The 1,076-nt window shown below is 60.7% G+C and carries 2 protein-coding genes; both read left to right on the top strand.

Features of this window, described 5'->3' with window-relative positions:
- Positions 1–255: FAD-binding protein (locus tag EN993_RS36135; protein ID WP_206532492.1), on the top strand; the 255-nt coding region annotated here is incomplete at its 5' end.
- Between the two features lie 210 nt (positions 256–465).
- Positions 466–1,076: 3-hydroxyacyl-CoA dehydrogenase NAD-binding domain-containing protein (locus EN993_RS36140; RefSeq protein WP_127266273.1), on the top strand; the 611-nt coding region annotated here is incomplete at its 3' end.

The raw sequence follows: 1,076 nt of genomic DNA on the forward strand, positions 1-1,076 counted from the left end.
GCTTCGCGCGCGGCGGTCGACGCCGGCTATGCGCCGAACGACTGGCAGGTCGGCCAGACCGGCAAGGTGGTTGCCCCCGATCTTTACATCGCGGTGGGCATCTCCGGCGCCATCCAGCACCTCGCCGGCATGAAGGATTCGAAGGTTATCGTCGCCATCAACAAGGACGAGGAGGCGCCGATTTTCCAGGTTGCCGACTACGGCCTTGTCGGCGATCTCTTCGTCATTCTGCCGGAGCTGCAAAAGGCGCTTTGACGCTTTCTGCCAAAGCGTATTAAATAGTGAGGGGTGGGGTAGACGAAGTCGCCCCGCCCTTTTAGTTTGCACTGCACAAAAACCAGGCCGCAAAGGCCAAAAGCAATTCCAGCAAAAGTGCGCAGCGATTTTGCGTCCGGAATTGCGGAAAACAAAAAGGTGGAGCGCTTTCGCAATTCATGCGGAAGGGCTCAGGACGGGATCGGTGTAATGAGCAAGATCGAGACGATCGGCATCATCGGCGCGGGCCAGATGGGCGGCGGCATCGCCCATGTCTCCGCGCTTTCGGGCTACAAGGTACTGATCTACGATATATCCCCCGACCGCATAGAGAAGGGCATCGCCACCATCAGCGGCAACATGGCCCGCCAGGTGGGGTCGGGCAAGCTCGACGAAAAGGTGCGCAACGACGCGATGGGCCGCATTTCGGCCGCCCCGGCGATGGCCGATCTTGCCGGCGCCGATCTGGTCATCGAGGCGGCGACCGAGGACGAGACGGTCAAGCGCAAGATTTACGCCCAGCTCTGTCCGCAGCTCAATCCCGAAGCCATCCTGGCGACCAACACCTCGTCGATCTCGATCACGCGGCTTGCCGCGCAGACCGACCGGCCGGAGCGGTTCATCGGCATACATTTCATGAACCCGGTGCCGCTGATGAAGTTGGTCGAACTGGTGCGCGGCATCGCCACCGAGGACCAGACCTTCGAGGCAGCCAAGACCTACGTGAAGCAGCTCGACAAGACGATCACGGTCTCGGAGGATTTTCCGGCCTTCATCGTCAACCGCATCCTGCTGCCGATGATCAACGAGGCGATCTACAC

Source organism: Mesorhizobium sp. M7D.F.Ca.US.004.01.2.1, from assembly GCF_003997785.1.
GTDB lineage: Bacteria > Pseudomonadota > Alphaproteobacteria > Rhizobiales > Rhizobiaceae > Mesorhizobium > Mesorhizobium loti.